This window comes from Microbacterium sp. H6, assembly GCF_003314775.1.
In the GTDB taxonomy this organism is placed as follows: Bacteria; Actinomycetota; Actinomycetes; order Actinomycetales; family Microbacteriaceae; genus Microbacterium; species Microbacterium oxydans.
Window position 1 is genome coordinate 1 of sequence record NZ_QOAY01000196.1, and the last position, 202, is coordinate 202.

The 202-nt window shown below is 75.2% G+C and carries 1 pseudogene; it reads left to right on the top strand.

The window, feature by feature from the left end:
- Positions 1–202, top strand: a pseudogene (locus DSP71_RS13110) (malate dehydrogenase); the annotation flags it as partial.

Here is a 202-nt window from a genome sequence, read left to right on the forward strand (position 1 = left end):
AGCCATCGCCGCGAACGCGGCCTCCGGTGTCCGGGTCACGGTCGTCGGCAACCCCGCCAACACCAACGCCCTGATCGCCGCAGCCTCCGCCGACGGCGTGCCCGCCGAGCGGTTCACGGCTCTGACGCGCCTCGACGAGAACCGCGCGCGGGCCCAGCTCGCGCTGACCCTCGGCGTGCCGGTGCACACGGTTCGGCGGGGT